Consider the following 15,208-nt stretch of genomic DNA (forward strand, 5'->3'; position numbering starts at 1 on the left):
TTGATAGCGACAAGTGCTCGGGAGCACACCGTTGCCCAGGGCGGTGTTCGCCTGGTTCGCGGATAGACCGTGGGCAGGGTCTGTGACCCAAGAGTGCGGCAGGCCCATCAGCTATTCCACGAACTCGGTGCGGGCCGCGGGCCGCTGGCATCGTTCAGGATCGCGGGAGCAGGGGCGGGTCGTCCGGTGACGTGTTCCCACCGGGGGGCGGCCGCGGGGTATCGTCCCCATCGTTGAAGATGGTCTCGATCAGGGGGAACAGTGTCTCCGGCTCGTTCGAGTTGGCCGGCGAGCCATCCGGCCCGTGAAGAGCAAGGTCGAATACTTTATGACTCAGCGCGATCATGCCTCCCCGTGCCCGAACTTGATCCAGGGTCTCGCCGCCGCGGGAGGCGTCGGAGGCGAGCGGCGTCCGGAACAGCGTCTTCACGGTAGGCGGTGATGAAGACGCGGAACCGGTGATGCGGTGCGCCGGCCAACGACGCAGGTAGGCGATCCATCGGGCAGTTCGCCGGAGGTCGACCAGATCGCCGAGTACGGCTCCGCGCGCCCGAAGAGGTCGGCCTGGCTCGTCTCCCAGCAGCCACGGGTCGGGTTCCACATGGCGAACGGCGGTTGTGGGCTGGCAGGTTGCATTATCGGGGTTGCGCTCATCGGGGGTTGCTCCTTCCAGGCGGGGGCGGGTTGCGGACGTTTTCGATGACGACGAGCTCGGGTCGCAGGGCGTCGATCGCTGCCGCCATGTGCGACCAGAGGCCCGAGCGGGTGCCGGGTGCGAGGCCGGCGCCCTTGCCGACAGCCGAGACGTCCTGGCAGGGAAACCCGCCGATCAACACATCAACCGGCGGAACGGTGGCCCAGTCGACGGTGGAGATGTCGCCGAGGTTCGGGATGCCCGGGCCAATGGTGGGCGAACACGCGGGCGACGGGTTCGTTGATCTCGGAGAACCAGACCGTCTCCCCGCCGGTGGCGTACTCGACAGCAAGGTCCAGATCGCCGTACCCGGAGAACAGCGACCCGATCCTGATCGGTCGGACTTCCGAAAAGTGGTCGTGCATGGGTTGGCTCCGCGGGCTTAGTGAACCCCGGCTGCCAAGATCGCTGCACACGCATATCGACTTGCCGGGCTGAACACCTGCCAGGTGCACCACCGGTCGCCCTGCGCCGAGCCAACCGCTCTGAGGACAGCGACCGAATCAATCTCCTCAAGTCCGCCGCCGGGCTTCGTCCGGCTCGCCGCCCGCTCGTCGTCTCACCGACTCATGAGCCCCCACACGTCTTTCAATCGAGGCACACCGCGTCAACCAAAGTTGACATGGCGGAGATCGACTCCGCTGCCGCTACGAGATGCTGACGGCTCACCTCGTCGGTATGACGGTCTCGATGCGCGTGATGTCGGCCGGCGACGGCTACGAGTATCTGCTGCGCACCGTCGCCGCAGGTGACGGCGACCGCTCCCTTTCGACCCCGTTGACGAGGTACTACACGGAGGAAGGAACTCCTCCTGGTTTCTGGATGGGGTCGGGTCTGCCGTTCCTCGGCGGCGGTGAGCTCGCTGAAGGTGGGCAGGTCTCCGAGGCGCAGCTCCAGCTCTTGGTCGGGATGGGCCGCGACCCGATCACGGGCGAGCCTTTGGGCGAGGCGTACCGGCAGTACGCGAGCGTCAAGGAGCGCGTCGACAAGCGCGTCGCCGCCCTCGACCCGGAACTCGGCCCGGTCTCTCGCGCACAGCAGGTCGCGGCCATCGAAGCCGAGGAGGCCGAGCACGGCACCCGGCGTGCGGTCGCCGGCTACGACCTGACCTTTTCGGTGCCGAAGTCGCTGTCCGCGCTGTGGGGTGTTGCGGACGCGGGCACGCAATCGCTGATTGCGGACGCGCATCATCAGGCGGTTGCAGAGGTGGTTGCGTTCCTCGAACGGGAGGTTGCGACCACCCGCGTCGGCGCGGCTGGCCCGGAGGGCGCGGTCACTCACGTCGATGTCGCCGGGGTGCTGGCGACCGCATTCGATCACTACGACTCGCGCAGTTCCGACCCCCAGTTGCACACGCACGTCGTGGTGAGCAACAAGGTCCTCACCGTCCAGGATCAGAAGTGGCGCACTTTGGCCGGCCGGCCGGTGCACGCCTCGGTCGTCGCCCTGTCAGAGCTCTACAACGCCACCTTGGCCGACCGCATCACGGGCACGTTCGGGATCGAATGGGAGGCCAGGGCGCGAGGCCGGGACCGCAACCCGGCGTGGGAGTTGGCGCCGGTGCCGGAGGAGCTGATCGAGGAGTTCTCCTCGCGCACCCGCCAGATCGAACACGAGAAGACCCGCCTGATCGACGCCTACCGGGAGAAGCACGGCCGGGAGCCGTCGGCGAAGATCGTGTTGAGGTTGCGGGCGCAGGCGACGCTCGCAACCCGGCCCGAGAAGCAGGTGCATTCGCTCGCGGATCTCACCGCCGACTGGCGGCACCGCGCCGACACGGTACTGGGCGAGGACGTGACCGGATGGGCACGCACTCTCGCCACCACCGGCGAGACGACAGCCCTGTTGCGGGCCGATGACGTGCCGCTGGACACGGTCGCTGACCTCGGCCGCTCAGTCGTGGCGGTGGTCGGTGAGAAGCGGTCGACGTGGCGGCGCTGGAATCTCCACGCCGAGGCCTCCCGGCAGTTGATGGGCGTCCGGTTCGCCTCGACCGAGGATCGGGAGGCGATCACCGGGATGGTGACCGACGCCGCCGAACAGGCATCGCTGCGGCTCACGCCGCCAGAGCTGGCGTCGAGTCCGCTGCTGTTTCGCCGCCCGGACGGGTCGAGCCGGTTCCGGCATCCCAGCGCGGCGCTGTACTCGACCGAGGAGTTGCTGGCCGCCGAAGACCGTCTCCTCGACCGCTCCCACGCCACAACCGGCCCGACGGTCGATCTCGCCGCAGTGGAGAAGATCACCAGCAGCCCCGATCCGGAGGGCCGCCGCCTCGGGGCGGATCAGGCCGAGGCCTTGCAGCGGATCTGCGTCTCGGGCCGCGTGGTCGATGTGCTGGTCGGGCCGGCCGGGGCGGGCAAGACCACGGCGATGAGCGCGCTCAAGCGGGCCTGGGAGAAGCAGCACGGCAGAGGTTCCGTGATCGGTCTTGCGCCGTCGGAGAACGCGGCCCAGGTGCTCGGCGAGGAGCTGGGGATCACGGCGGACAACACAGCCCGCTGGTGGCAGATGCACCTCTTCCAAGGCCGGACTTTCGCGAAGGATCAGCTCGTGATCCTCGACGAAGCCTCCCTCGCCGGCACCGGCTCCCTGGACCGCATCACCGGCCTCGCCGATCATGCCGGTGCGAAAGTGCTGCTGGTCGGCGACTGGTCGCAGTTGCAAGCGGTCGACGCGGGCGGGTCGTTCGGGTTGCTCGTGCACGACCGAGACGATGCTCCGGAGCTGGTCGATGTGCACCGGTTCGCACAGCAGTGGGAGAAGACGAACTCGCTGAACCTGCGTCACGGCCGCACGAACGCGATCAACATCCTCATCGAACACGGCAGGGTGCGCGGCGGGGAGCAGGACGCGATGGTCGACGCCGCCTACACCGCCTGGCGCGCCGATGTCCAGAACGGGCGGGCATCGATCCTCGTCGCCGAGGCACGAGAGACAGTGACGCAGTTGAACGAGCGCGCCCGCGCCGACCTGATACTCGACGGCACGATCACCCCCGGCCGAGAAGTCACCTTGCACGATGGCACGAGCGCGTCGCGAGGAGACCGGGTCATCACCCGCGACAACAACCGGCGGCTGAGGTCGAAGAACGGCAAGGCGTGGGTGCGCAATGGCGACCGGTGGACGGTCACGGCCGTCGGCGAGGACGGGTCGATCACCGTCCGTCCAGAGGGGCGCCGGTTCGGCGGGGCGATGGTGCTACCGGCGTCGTATGTGGCCGAGCATGTCGAGCTCGGATACTCGATCACCGGGCACCGCGCCCAAGGCGTCACGGTCGATACCGCGCATACGGTGGTGACGGCGACGACGACGCGGGAGAACTTCTATGTCGCTATGACACGCGGTAGGCATGGGAACTTCGCCTACGTCGCCACCGACCCTGCCGACGACGCGCATATTGCCCCGCACCCTTCGGACAACCCCGACTCGACCGCCAGGACGGTGCTGTACGGGGTGCTCCAGCACGTCGGCGCGGAGCTGTCCGCGCACGAGACGATCACCGCTGAGCAGGAACGGTGGAGCTCGATCGCCCAGCTCGCCGCGGAGTACGACACCATCGCCCAAGCCGGCCAGCACGACCGCTGGGCCACGCTCCTCGAAACATCCGGGCTCACCGAAGATCAGGTCGATATGGTCCTCGGCTCCGACGCCTACGGCGCGCTTTCCGCGGAGCTCCGGCGGGCGGAGGCGAACCACCACGACCTCGACGTGCTCATGCCGCGCTTGGTGCGGGCGCGGGGATTCGATGACGCCGACGACATCGCTTCGGTCCTGCATCACCGGGTCGCCCGCGCCACTGCGAGACCGGCCGGGTCGGGCCGCGTCCGGCAGGCGCCGCGGCTGATCGTCGGACTGATCCCGTATGCCTCCGGCGTCTCCGACCCCGAGATGCACCACGCCCTCACCGAACGACAGGAACTGATCGAACGCCGCGCCGCCGCGGTCCTCGACCGTGACCTGGACGAGGGCGAGCCGTGGACGGGCGCACTGGGGAAGCAACCGACCGATGCGAGGACCGCACAGCGGTGGCGCCGGTACGGGCAGGTTGTCGCCGCCTACCGCGACCGCTACCAGATCACCGACGACCAGCCACTCGGGACCGTCTCCGGGTCAGACGCGCAGAAGATCGACGCCGCCCGCGCCGACGCAGCTCTCCACCGTGCGAAGCAGCTCAGCCAGCAGACCCCGGACACAGAGCAGCCGGACCTCACGATGGAGGTCCGGCAGGGTCGCACGCTCTGACCGGTCAGGGGTCAGAGAGCGCGGCCGGGGCGATCCTGATCGAGATCGAGGGCGTCGAGGCCCTGTCCGATGTGACGGTCCTGGTTCCGCGTCGGGGCCGAGCGCCGGTCGCTCATGAGGTTGGCGACATCGTGCGGGCCGGCGACGAGTGTGGCGGTGCCCTCGCTCAGCAGCAGATGGGTGCCGGTGCTCGCGACGCTGGTGATTGGGCCGGGTACCGCGCCGACGCCACGGCCAAGGGCCTTCGCTTCGCGGGCGACGTTCAGGGCGCCGGAGCGGGCCCCGGCTTCCACGATCACCGTCGCCGACGACAGCGCCGCCAGGAGCCGGCCGCGGGCGATGAACCGGTGCCGTGTCGGGGTCGATCCGGGCGGCATCTCGCTCATCACCAGCCCCAGGTCTGCGACCCGTTCGAGCATGTCGCGATGCCCGGCGGGGTAGAGACGATCCGGTCCACCGGCCATGATCGCGATCGTCTGCCCTCCGCTGCCGAGCGCCGCTTGGTGCGCGGCGCCGTCGATCCCGTAGGCGCCGCCGGAGACGACGATCTGCTCGCCCAATGACGCATCCGTGGCGAGTTCGCCGGCGACGTGATCGCCGTACCTGGTCGATGCACGCGAGCCCGTGATCGTCACCCGAGCATCCTGCCCGGTCGCGAGGAACGAGGTCGCCCCCTTCGCCCACAGCATATAGGGGGCGCGGTCGCCCAGCGCATCGACCGAGACCGGCCAATGGGCGTCGCCGGGGATCAGCGGCTCATGCGCGCCGTCGAGCGTCCGCCGGAGTACCGCATCGAAGTCGACGCCCAAGGAGACCAGGTGGGTGCGGTGCTGAAGGATCGCGGCTTCCTCGGGCCGCACGCCCGGCACAGGTCCGTCGGCATCAAGCAGCCGCAGCGTCTCGATGCCGCCCTCATGTCGCAGCAGGCGCCCCACGTTCACGTCCGCAGGTTCGGCGATCATCGAGAGCATCACGCGTGCTGTTCGCTCATCGGGGGCGTAGTCGGCCAGAGAAACCATGATCGGTGTCCTTCCATTCGCGGGCGCTACCGGCAAGGTGCACCACCGCTACGCCGATGCCTTCCGCTTGTCGCAGGACCGGCGTAAACTGGACCATGAAGCGGAGGCTTCCAATCTGTAGGGTCCTTCGGGATCGCCCCTTCCCAGGGGCCATCACCAACACGCCGCTTCGCGAACATTCGATGCGTGTTGAAGGAGGCCCGCAATGTTCCTCTCCACTCCGAGCGTCGGCGACCGAGTCCGACGCCGCTGGTACCGCAGTCGGCAGACCGCCGTGACCATGCACCCCGCCCGCCGGCTCTTCCCGACGAACCGAATCCGCGACGCCGTCTACACCCGCCGAGGACTCAAGTGGGGCGTACCGGCGATGCTGCTCGCCGCTCCCTACATCGCGGCGACCAAGTTCTTGACCGACTACATCGAGCAGGCCGACCCCGAATGGGGCTGGCTGCACCTGGTCGTCCTGCTGTGCGGCTGGAACGCGCTCAAGATGCTCTGGCTCGGCCCGATGAGCCTCATCGCCCTCGCCCGTGTCCGACTCCGGGAACACGCGCAGCGCCGCAAGGCCGCTCGCGCCCATCCCGCGGAGGACGAGCTGGCCGAGACGGGGCTGGTGATGGCGGGAGGTGCGTCATGAAGGCCGTGACCTACCGTCGCAGCGCGACGGAGAACCCTACCTGGCTGGACGACCAGGAAGCCGACTGCCGCCGGTACGCCGAGGAGCACGGTCTGACGATCACCAACGTCGTCACCGACATCGGCCGAAGCCGCGACGGCCTGCGCCAGGTGATCGAGTCCGCCGAACAAGACGGCGTGACCGCGCTCATCGTCACCGATCTCGCCCGCCTCGGCACCCGGCTCACCGACCACATTGCCGTCGTGCAGCAGCTCCACGACGCCGGAATCGACATCCACGTCGCCAAGGAAGGCCCAGCGACCTCCCGCGAAGAACTCCTATTCGGCGTCATGCAGAGCTACGCCGAAGCCGACGACCAGACCGTCGGCTACCCGCTCGGCGACGACGACTCCGGCGACTGAGTCGGCCTCACCACCAGGTTCGCCCCGCTTCCCGACTCCGGGAGCGGGGCCTTCCACTGTCTACGACTCCCGACGCTGGGCGACTCGCCGTGGTTGGGCACGTCCGTGGTGTGTTGGGAACTCGCACCGTGGCCGCTGGCTGTGGGATGATGTGCTGAAGACCTCCAGGAGGGGAACTGGCGTTCCGGAAGCGGGTCAAGACTAGTCGGAAAGGGGCGAAACGCATGGCTGATTCGTCAACCAAGAAGCCCATGCGACCGCCTTTCCCAGTTGAAGACATATCCCTCGATCTGATTGACCTTGATCTACGGAACTCTCGCTTCCCGCGTGACGCTCAATCACAGACCGATGCATTCGAGTTGATGCTGAACACCGCCGGCGATGACTGCCTTGACATGCTCAGGGATTTGACCCGGTCCGGGCGTATGAACAGTTCTGACACCCCGATCGTTGTAGCTCGCGATGGACGCTACGTCATGATGGAGGGCAATCGCCGTTTAACGTGCCTCCGGTTATGGGCTGACCCCACTTTGCTACGCCAGGATGAATCGCTGGAAAAGCAATACCTTTCTCGTATCGAACGGCTGGTCGAAGACAGTGCTTACGCTCCGCCAGCAGTGTTGCGCGTAGCTGTAGCACCGGATGAGGCCGACGCAGACGTCTGGATCGAAAGGAAGCACACGGGTGGCGCAGGCGGCGCAGGCACCGTTGAATGGGGCGCCGCGATGAAAGATCGTCGACGAGCGCGAAACGATCCCGCTAAGGCTTCTCGCGCTATGGCATTCGTTGAACTCGTGTCGGGCGAGTATGCAGAGGAGCCGGACGTACTCGTAGCCCTTGAGACGGTCCGTAGCGCCCGCTACACATTCATCCAGAGGTTTGTCGATCGCAGTGTCGTTCGCGACATGATCGGCCTCGACTTTTCGGAAGGGAAAATGACCTTCCGTCACGGCGCCGAGCTCTCCTTGCCAATTGTCCGACAGGTGCTCACCGACTTCGCGCAGCCGAAGGCTGAGTCCGGTAAGACTTGGGCGCGGGAGCTGGATACAGTCGACGACTTCCGCGACTACCTCAACAAGTATTCTCACCTCCTCCCAGGCAAGGGAGACGCAGGCACAAAAGCGGCTCACGATGTGGGCGAGGAGACACAGGGGCCAGCCGGGGCGCCTGGTGCTCGTTCGGGCGGAGATCAAGGCGCATCAGCGAACGGTGGTGGGTACTCAGGAGGCGGCGGCGGTCAGAGCCGTGGGAACAGTCAGGCTGAGGCCAATGATCCACGGCCTCCACGTCCGACGCCGGGCCGGGAACACATCCTTCGAGGACTCGTCCTAGACAAGTTCACGCCACGCATCCAGGAGATGGTGCGTCAGACATCGTTGCTTAGCGTGCAACGCCAAAACGAGACAGTCTCGGTGATGCTGCGAGTCATCCTTGACCTCACTTCGTATCAGTTCCTGATGTCACATGGCCAGCAAAACGTGCCCAAGGATCTTGACAAGAGAATCAAGAGTGCTATCAAGATAATTGATCCACAAGCATCTGATGCGCTTGGCACGGCCGAGGCCACCCCGCCGCTTCGTAAGGCATTTCACAACACGACCGCCGACAGCATTCGGCTTGCTCAATACGCGGTGCATGACATCCATAGCGGCAGGACCCCCGCGGAAGTCCTGACTTTGGCAGATCGCTACACGCCGGTCCTCGTTGAAATGAACGCCCATATGGGGAACACGCCGATCCAATGAGGTATCTATCGCCACTACGATACCCAGGGGGGAAAGCTCGACTCGCGCCTTACCTCGCGAGGCTTATCTCTGCCCAAGACCCTGAGCCACGTCAGTACGCAGAACCGTTTGCTGGAGGAGCGGGAGCAGCCCTGCATCTCTTGTACGACGGCGCCGTGGATCGAATCCACTTGAATGACCTGAATCCCGGAATCGCAGCATTTTGGCGGTCCTCGCTAGATTTCCCGAACCAGTTTTGTCGGGAGATTCAGGCAGTACCCTTAACCATTGATGAGTGGCGTCGACAGGCCGAAATATATGCATCCCCCGCGGGTAGGGATGATTTCGAGCTTGGTTTCGCTACGTTCTACCTGAACCGAACGAATCGTTCGGGCATTCTGGATGCGGGGCCGATCGGCGGCTTTGAACAGCTTGGAAAGTGGAAAATTGATGCGCGATTCAACCGCGATTCGCTCTCGTCAAGAATCCAGGCCATTGCAGATATGCGCCATCGTATCTACGTCACTGAGTACGATGCACTAGATTTTCTAGGCTCGATTCAAGACGTCTCGACCGACGTTTTTGTTTACGCAGATCCTCCGTACCTCGTTCAAGGCGAAGGCCTTTACCTGCACGCATTCGATGCGGAAGCACACCTCGAACTCGCGAGGGTTCTGGCGAGCGCCCAGTTCCCTTGGATTCTCACTTACGACGACGACCCGCGGATTACGAATCTGCTCTACAGCGGAGGCAGATGCGCCACTTTCGACATTGCCCACACTGCTCATCGCCAACACGTGGGAACCGAAGCCGTGATCTACTCCGAGAACTTGGTTGTTCCGGACCTGGAGATCACCGCGGGTCGTGTCGCCCGATGGACTGCGTAGCGCCATCGGGGCCGTCCTGGGTTAGATCCGCTGGTTCTACAATGGGTCTAGTCCAACGGGTCCGCTCACCTCTGCCGGCCGTGCGGATCGCGCAGCGCGACTCCCGCTCGTATCAGGTTCACCCGAACCGTGCTCGCGTTGAAGCCAACCCGTGCGCCTACAGTCGCCAGAGACTCGCCCTGCTCGTAGCGGCGGCACATTTCGAGCACCTGTTCCGATGATGGCTTCTCACCACGCAGTCGCACCCCGCGATCCCGTAGGCGCTCAGCGAGCCGTTGACGGCTCACGCCCAGATCGGTCGCGATCAGACGCAGGATCTCGCCGCCCCTGTACCGGCGCTCTGCCTCGTCCAGCATCGCTGTCGTCAACCGAGGCGCCGGGCATGGCAACGCCCATGCGGTGTCCGACGGCGCCACTGCCGGCCTGCGACGACGACGGATCGCCCGATGCGAGGAGACTGCCGACTGGAGGGCTGGGGCAAGGTTCGAGCACTGTCGCGCTACCTCCACCCTCAACCCCCGTCGTTCCCCGGAACGGCGGGGGTTTCCTCATGGTGCGTGTGGCCGCACGCGCCCGATACGCTGAGCGCATGAGCAACGATGCGCCGCTGTCCGGGACCCCGCTGACGATCTCCGCCGCCGGGTACACGGCCGACATCGCCACGGTCGGAGCGACGCTGCGGACGCTCCGCCACGAGGGCCGCGACCTGGTCGTGCCGTTCGACGCCGACGAGGTCCGCCCGGCCTTCCGCGGTGCGGTCCTCGCCCCGTGGCCGAACCGCGTCGTCGACGGCGAGTACACCTTCGGGGGCGTCGACCACGAGCTCGCGCTCACCGAGCCGGCACGGCACCACGCCCTGCACGGACTGGTCGCCTGGACCGACTTCCGGGTCGAGGCCCAGGAGCCCGACCGCGTCGCACTCACCACCACCGTGCAGGCCCAGGCGGGCTACCCGTACCGCGTCGAGGTGCTGGTCGAGTACCGGCTCGACACCACCGGGCTGCACACGACGATCACCGGCACGAACTCCGGTGCCGACGACGCCCCGTGGGGGACCGGCCCGCACCCGTACCTGGTCGCGGGCACCGGCACGGTCGACGACTGGACCCTCACCCTGCCCGCGGCCGCAGTGCTCGAGGTCACCCCGGACCGGCTCGTCCCGACCGACCTGGTCCCCGTGCACGACGAATTCGACCTGCGCACGCCCACCCTCATCGGCGACCGGTTCATCGACCACGCCTTCACGGGCTTCGATCGCGACACCGACGGCACCGCGACCATCACACTGACCGCCGCGGACGGCCGTGGTGTCCGCGTGGCCTTCGGGCCGGAGTGCCCGTGGGTGCAGGTGCACACGGCCGACCACGTGGTCCCCGAGTACCACCGCGCCGGGCTGGCGGTCGAACCGATGACGTGCGCGCCCGACGCGTTCAACGACGGGGTCGACCGTGGTCTCGTGGTGCTCGCCCCGGGTGCGTCCCACGCCGCCGCATGGACGATCTCCGCGATCTGACCGGTCCGTCGGCCGGCGTGCGCATCGAGGTCCGTCGGCTCGACCCGGCCCCCGACCTCGGCGTGCTGGCCACACAGGCCGGCGGCGACCTGGTGTGGCTCGACTCCGCGTTGCCGGACGGCGCGCCGGACACCGCTCGAGCGCGCGCGCGGTGGTCGGTCCTGGCATGGACGGACGGGCCGTTCCGAGCCCGGTTCCGGCACCAGGACCGGCAGGCGTCCGTCGACGTCGCCGCGCCCGCCGCCGGGTGGTTCGGTCCGTCGTCCACCGACGACCGCCCGGCCTTCGCCGTGCTGGCGGAGCTGCTGGACCGGACGCCGCACCTGCCCGAGCCGATCGTCGGCTGCGGCTTCGCGCTCGGCTGGGTCGGGTTCCTCGGGTACGAGCTCGGTCGCGAGTCCGACGGCCCGGACCGCACCGCCGACGGCCACGCCGACGCCGACCTGCGGTTCGTGGACCGCGCCGTGGTCCTCGACCACACCGGCGGTGCCTGGGCGCTGACGCTCGTCGCCGACACCGAACCGGCGGCCAGCGCGCGGAACCGGGTGTGGCTCGAGACGGTGACCGGGGTTCCGTCGCAGGCCGCCGTGGCGGACGCGGCCACGGGCCTCCCGGCCGGGGTGTCGTCAGCGGTCGGACGCGTGTCGCGTGCCGACCACGAACGCGCGGTCGACGCGTGCCGCGCCGAGATCCGCGAGGGGAACGCGTTCCAGGTCTGCCTCACCACCTCCTTCTCCGTGCCGGACGGGGACCGGGAGGCCCGGAGCGGCCCCGACGCGGATCCGCACCTGGACGACCCGCACCTGTACGAGTACATGCGGATGCGGGCGTCGGACCCGGTCCCGTTCGGTGCGTACCTGCGGCTCGGCACGCTGCGCGTGGCGAGCCGGTCGCCGGAGCGGTTCCTGCGGATCGACGCGGACGGGAGCGTGCTCGCGGAGCCGATCAAGGGCACGCGGCGCCGCCTCGCCGACGCTGCCGCCGACGCGGCCGTGCGGGCCGAACTCGCGCTGAGCGCCAAGGACCGTGCCGAGAACGTGATGATCGTCGACCTGCTGCGGAACGACCTGCTGCGGACAGCGGTCCCCGGGTCGGTGCACGTCGACCGGCTGTGCGCGGTCGAGACCTACGCGAGCGTGCACCAGATGGTGTCCACGATCGGTGCCGTGCTGCCGTCGGGGACGTCACGAGCGGACGTGGTGCGGGCGGCGTTCCCACCGGGGTCGATGACCGGGGCGCCGAAGACCAGCGCGATGGCGATCGCCGACCGGCTCGAGGGAGCGCCGCGCGGGGTGTACTCGGGCGTGATCGGGTACTTCTCGGCGAGTGGAGCGGTCGACCTGTCGGTGGTGATCCGGACACTGGTGACGGTGGTGGACGCCTCGGGTCGGGTCCGGTCGCGGACGCTCGGGGCCGGGGGAGCGGTGACGTGGTCGTCGGTGGCGGCGGACGAGGCGGACGAGGTCGTGACGAAGACGCGGTCGGTGCTCGGGGCGGTGGGTGCGGCGGCCCGGTGGTGAGCTGACCGAACACGTCTTCGACCCGATTGTCCACCGATGTCGGACGCGATTGACATCATCGAACACATGTTCGAATATGAGGGCATGCAGACGGCGGCGGCACTCCGGTCGCCCGGCCCGGACCGGGTCGGGCGGAGCGGTGCTGCGCGTGGGGGTGCTGCGCGTGGACCCGGAGCCGCCGACCACCTCGGCGACGCCCGGGCGGCGCTCGACCGCATCACGTCCCTGCGGTCCCGGGTCACCGACATGGAGTCCACCCGCGTCGACACCGCGGGGCTCCCGACCGCCTCCGCCCTCGAGCCCCTGTTGCCCGGTGGGGCGATCCGGGTCGGCGGCACCTACGCCGTCCCCGAGTCGGTGCTGCTCGCGATCACCATGCTGCAGGCTGCCTCGGCGTCCGGTGCGTGGTGCGCGGTCATCGGGGTGCCGTCCTTCGGGATCGAGGCGGCCGCCGCCGCGGGCATCGACCTCGAGCGGCTCGTGCTCGTCCCCGACCCGGGCGACCAGTGGCTCGCGGTGACCGCGGCGATGGCCGACGTCGCCCAGATCGTCCTCACCCGGCCGCTCGGCCGGGTCGTGCCGGGTGACGTCGCCCGGCTGTCGGCACGGCTCCGGCAACGCGGTGGCGCCCTCGTCGCGCTCGGCTCCTGGCCGGGCGCGGACGTCACGCTGCGGATCACGTCGTCGGTGTGGAGCGGCATCGGACAGGGCCACGGGCACCTGACCGAGCGTCGCGCCACCGTCACGGCGACCGGTCGTGCGGGTGCGGTGCGCCCCACGAGCACCGAGCTGCTGCTGCCGGCGGCCGACGGCTCGGTCCGGGCAGCCGCCCCGGTGCCGAAGGTGGGCTCCGGCGACACCCGGGTGCTGCGGCCCGTGGCGGTGGCGTCGTGATCGCCGTGGTGTCGTGGTGCGCGGCGGTGGCGTCGTGATCGCGCCGGGGCGTGTCCGGGCCGACGCGATCGCCCGCGGCGGTGCGCTGCCCGAGCCGCCACCGACCCGCACCATCGTGCTCTGGTGCCCGGACTGGCCGGTGATCGCGGCAGCCCGCGCAGCCGGTGCGCCGCCGGAGCAGCCCTTCGCCGTGGTCGCGAAGGGCCTGGTGTTCGCGAGCTCCGCGTCCGCTCGGCAGCACGGCGTCGTCCGGGGCCTCCGGGTGCGCGAGGCGCAGGCGCGCTGTCCGGAGCTCGTCGTGCAGCCCTACGACGACGCGCTCGACCACCGTGCGTTCGAACCCGTCATCCGCGCGGTCGAGGCGGCAGTCCCCGGGGTCGAGGTGCTCCGGCCCGGCACCCTCGCCCTGCGTGCCCGGGGGCCGGCGCGGTACTACGGCGGCGAGCGGGCGGCCGCGGCGACCCTGGCGGGGATCGCGGCCGACCACGGTGCCCCGGCGGTGCGGGCCGGTGTGGCGGACACCCCGTTCGCGGCGGAGCAGGCAGCACGGGCCCGGCCGGTGCGTCCCGGCGAACGGGTGCGGATCGTGCCGGTCTCCGGCTCGTCGGACTTCCTGGCGGACCTGCCCCTCGGTGTGCTCGGCGACCCCGAGCTCGCGACCGTCCTCGACCGGCTCGGCATCACCACGCTGGGCGCGTTCGCATCGCTCAGCGACGAGCAGGTCCGCGACCGGTTCGGGGTCGCCGGGGCGTTCCTGCACCGGCTGGCGGGCGGCCGCGACCCGCGGGAGATCTCGGCGCGCGCGATCCCGCCCGAACTCCGGATCGAGGCCGCCTTCGAGCCCCCGCTCGACCGCGCCGACCAGATCGCGTTCGCGTTCCGGCGCTCCGCCGACGACTTCGCCGCACGCCTCCGCGCTGCCGGGCTGGTCGCGACGACCATCCGGGTGGGGATCGTCGACGAGCGGGACATCCTGCTCGAACGCACGTGGGCGCACCCCCGCTGGTTCGACGCCGCCGACGTCGTCGACCGGGTTCGGTGGCAGCTCGCCGGCGGGGTCGACCCGACCGGACTCGAAGCCCCGGTCACGTCGGTCGTGCTCGAACCGGTCGCCGTCGACGACATGGCGAACCACGAGCGCGGGCTCTGGGGCTCCGGGCCGGACGAGCGCGTGCACCACGGGCTGGCGCGGATCCAGGGCATGGTCGGACACGACGGTGTGGTGAGCCCGCGCGTCGGTGGTGGTCGGACCCTGTCCGAGCGGGTGGTGCTCGTGCCCTGGGGTGACGCCCCGCCCGGCGGCGAGCGTGCCCTGGCCACCGTGCGCGACCGACCGTGGCCCGGCAAGCTGCCCGGGCCGCCGCCCGCCACCGTCCTCGAGCGTCCCCGTCCGGTCGACGTGGTCTCCGGCGACGGCGCGAGCGTCGACGTCGACGACCGCGGCGTGCTGTCCGGCGCACCCGAAGGCTTCCGCGCCGAGGGGGACCGGGGCGGCGGGTTCGCGCCCGTCACCGCCTGGGCCGGTCCGTGGCCGCTCGTCGTGCGGTGGTGGGAGTCCGGCGGTCGACGGCTGCACCGGCTGCAGCTCGTCGACGCCGAGGGCCGTGCCTGGTACCTGGTGCTGGCCGACCACCGGTGGTGGGCGGAGGCGATCGCCACGTGAACCGATCCAGGAGC

General features: G+C 69.1%; 12 protein-coding genes. 9 read left to right on the forward strand and 3 right to left on the reverse strand.

Annotated elements, in window-relative coordinates; genetic code table 11:
* Window positions 1-650: 650 nt before the first annotated feature.
* The gene (locus ACGH48_RS06425; protein WP_396291107.1) at window positions 651-836 is read right to left on the reverse strand and encodes a DNA cytosine methyltransferase; all 186 of its coding nucleotides are present in this window, start codon (window positions 834-836) and stop codon (window positions 651-653) included.
* A gap of 536 nt (window positions 837-1,372) precedes the next feature.
* Between ACGH48_RS06425 and mobF the strand changes: the two genes are divergently transcribed.
* Entirely contained in the window at window positions 1,373-4,936 is a 3,564-nt protein-coding gene (gene mobF / locus ACGH48_RS06430) for a MobF family relaxase (protein ID WP_396290676.1), read from the forward strand.
* 11 nt (window positions 4,937-4,947) lie between these two features.
* Here the strand turns inward: mobF and ACGH48_RS06435 are convergent, their stop codons facing one another.
* A complete protein-coding gene (locus tag ACGH48_RS06435) occupies window positions 4,948-5,955 on the reverse strand; it encodes a DNA-processing protein DprA (RefSeq protein ID WP_396290677.1) in 1,008 nt (335 codons plus the stop codon).
* Window positions 5,956-6,160: 205 nt separating this feature from the next.
* Between ACGH48_RS06435 and ACGH48_RS06440 the strand changes: the two genes are divergently transcribed.
* The 4 genes from ACGH48_RS06440 (at window position 6,161) to ACGH48_RS06455 (ending at window position 9,604) form a co-directional block, all read left to right on the forward strand.
* Window positions 6,161-6,592: a hypothetical protein gene (locus tag ACGH48_RS06440; protein ID WP_396290678.1), complete on the forward strand. Its 432-nt coding sequence runs from the start codon at window positions 6,161-6,163 to the stop codon at window positions 6,590-6,592.
* Window positions 6,589-6,993, forward strand: a complete 405-nt coding sequence (locus ACGH48_RS06445; protein WP_396290679.1) for a recombinase family protein — start codon at window positions 6,589-6,591, stop codon at window positions 6,991-6,993. Before ACGH48_RS06440 ends, ACGH48_RS06445 begins: the two co-directional genes overlap by 4 nt.
* Window positions 6,994-7,217: 224 nt before the next feature.
* Complete coding sequence (locus tag ACGH48_RS06450) at window positions 7,218-8,738, forward strand: hypothetical protein (RefSeq protein WP_396290680.1); 1,521 nt, start codon at window positions 7,218-7,220, stop codon at window positions 8,736-8,738.
* The gene (locus ACGH48_RS06455; RefSeq protein WP_396290681.1) at window positions 8,735-9,604 is read left to right on the forward strand and encodes a DNA adenine methylase; all 870 of its coding nucleotides are present in this window, start codon (window positions 8,735-8,737) and stop codon (window positions 9,602-9,604) included. The genes ACGH48_RS06450 and ACGH48_RS06455 overlap by 4 nt, the downstream gene beginning before the upstream one ends.
* Before the next feature lie 65 nt (window positions 9,605-9,669).
* Here the strand turns inward: ACGH48_RS06455 and ACGH48_RS06460 are convergent, their stop codons facing one another.
* Window positions 9,670-9,960, reverse strand: coding sequence for a hypothetical protein (locus tag ACGH48_RS06460; RefSeq protein WP_396290682.1), 291 nt, complete (start codon window positions 9,958-9,960; stop codon window positions 9,670-9,672).
* Window positions 9,961-10,193: 233 nt separating this feature from the next.
* On the opposite strand from ACGH48_RS06460, the gene ACGH48_RS06465 reads away from it, so the two are divergent.
* From ACGH48_RS06465 to ACGH48_RS06480, 4 genes are all read left to right on the forward strand, one after another.
* Window positions 10,194-11,117 (forward strand): aldose 1-epimerase family protein, encoded by a 924-nt coding sequence (locus tag ACGH48_RS06465; protein ID WP_396290683.1) that lies wholly within the window; start codon window positions 10,194-10,196, stop codon window positions 11,115-11,117.
* A complete protein-coding gene (locus ACGH48_RS06470; RefSeq protein ID WP_396290685.1) occupies window positions 11,096-12,637 on the forward strand; it encodes an anthranilate synthase component I family protein in 1,542 nt (513 codons plus the stop codon). The genes ACGH48_RS06465 and ACGH48_RS06470 overlap by 22 nt, the downstream gene beginning before the upstream one ends.
* Window positions 12,638-12,703: 66 nt before the next feature.
* A complete protein-coding gene (locus ACGH48_RS06475) occupies window positions 12,704-13,531 on the forward strand; it encodes a hypothetical protein (RefSeq protein WP_148061782.1) in 828 nt (275 codons plus the stop codon).
* Window positions 13,532-13,544: 13 nt separating this feature from the next.
* Window positions 13,545-15,194 carry a DNA polymerase Y family protein gene (locus ACGH48_RS06480; RefSeq protein WP_340196179.1) on the forward strand — a complete coding sequence of 550 codons (1,650 nt, stop codon included), beginning with the start codon at window positions 13,545-13,547 and terminating at the stop codon, window positions 15,192-15,194.
* Window positions 15,195-15,208: the final 14 nt, after the last annotated feature.

Origin of the sequence: Curtobacterium pomorum (genome assembly GCF_044497295.1) — a bacterium.
GTDB lineage: Bacteria > Actinomycetota > Actinomycetes > Actinomycetales > Microbacteriaceae > Curtobacterium.

Bases quoted from the DNA above. Each gene is read 5' to 3' on its own strand.
- ACGH48_RS06435 (WP_396290677.1), bottom strand. From the start codon at position 5,955: ATGGTTTCTCTGGCCGACTACGCCCCCGATGAGCGAACAGCACGCGTG.
- ACGH48_RS06445 (WP_396290679.1), top strand. From the start codon at position 6,589: ATGAAGGCCGTGACCTACCGTCGCAGCGCGACGGAGAACCCTACCTGG.
- ACGH48_RS06460 (WP_396290682.1), bottom strand. From the start codon at position 9,960: ATGCTGGACGAGGCAGAGCGCCGGTACAGGGGCGGCGAGATCCTGCGT.
- ACGH48_RS06470 (WP_396290685.1), top strand. From the start codon at position 11,096: ATGGACGATCTCCGCGATCTGACCGGTCCGTCGGCCGGCGTGCGCATC.
- ACGH48_RS06475 (WP_148061782.1), top strand. From the start codon at position 12,704: ATGTTCGAATATGAGGGCATGCAGACGGCGGCGGCACTCCGGTCGCCC.
- ACGH48_RS06465 (WP_396290683.1), top strand. From the start codon at position 10,194: ATGAGCAACGATGCGCCGCTGTCCGGGACCCCGCTGACGATCTCCGCC.
- mobF (WP_396290676.1), top strand. From the start codon at position 1,373: ATGACGGTCTCGATGCGCGTGATGTCGGCCGGCGACGGCTACGAGTAT.
- ACGH48_RS06455 (WP_396290681.1), top strand. From the start codon at position 8,735: ATGAGGTATCTATCGCCACTACGATACCCAGGGGGGAAAGCTCGACTC.
- ACGH48_RS06450 (WP_396290680.1), top strand. From the start codon at position 7,218: ATGGCTGATTCGTCAACCAAGAAGCCCATGCGACCGCCTTTCCCAGTT.
- ACGH48_RS06440 (WP_396290678.1), top strand. From the start codon at position 6,161: ATGTTCCTCTCCACTCCGAGCGTCGGCGACCGAGTCCGACGCCGCTGG.